This is a genomic window from Bradyrhizobium macuxiense (genome assembly GCF_001542415.1).
In the GTDB taxonomy this organism is placed as follows: Bacteria; Pseudomonadota; Alphaproteobacteria; order Rhizobiales; family Xanthobacteraceae; genus Bradyrhizobium; species Bradyrhizobium macuxiense.
Genome location: NZ_LNCU01000081.1, coordinates 27,140 through 27,835 on the forward strand (window position 1 = coordinate 27,140; position 696 = coordinate 27,835).

The following is a 696-nucleotide window of genomic DNA, read 5'->3' on the forward strand; positions in this document are numbered from 1 at the left end:
CGGTACCGGCGCCAGCGGTGGTGGTAGCGGCGGCGGTGGCGGCACGTCCGGCGGTTACTTTCCCAATCCGCCCATCGGGCAATCCGGAATTGCCGGCGATCCAGGTACCGCGGGCGCTGGTGGCGTTGTCGAAGTCATCGTTGTGAACGGTGGCGGTGATGCCGGCAGCGGCGGTGGAGGCGGGGGCGGAGGCTTTGGCTCCGCGATGATCGACGCAGGAGCCAACGAGGCTACAGCTCTGGCAACCGGCGGAGCCGGCGGCGTCGGCGGAGTCGGTGGCGTCGGTGGCAACGGGGCCAATGTGTATCTTCTCTTTACCACCTTGCCCGGCACCGGCGGCGGTGGCGGCGGCGGCGGCGGTGGCGATGGCTTCCTCCTGTACAGTTCGGGATATTTCACCGCTTTCCATGGTGGGACGGTGTCCGGCGGCGACGGCGGCAACGGCGGCAACGGTGGCGACGGCGGCTTTGGCACGCTTCAGCACAGTTGCGGCGGCGGCATTTGCACCGATCAGCTCTCGGCGGATGGCAGCGGCGGCAATGGCGGCAATGGCGGCAGCGGCGGCAGTGGCGCCGTTGCGCTTGCAAGTGGGGGCGTGATCACCACCGCCGACCAGGGTTCATCGATCAAGGGAGGCAACGGTGGCAATGGCGGCAACGGCGGCGCTATCGGCCAGCAGCAGTTTTCGGGAACCGG

Annotated in this window: 1 protein-coding gene; it reads left to right on the forward strand. The window is 69.0% G+C overall.

The genetic code is table 11. The annotated features are described in order from the left end of the window. Positions 1 to 205: 205 nt before the first annotated feature. Positions 206 to 696, forward strand: a 491-nt coding sequence (locus AS156_RS43000) for a hypothetical protein (protein ID WP_201456093.1), incomplete at its 3' end; no start/stop codon positions are given.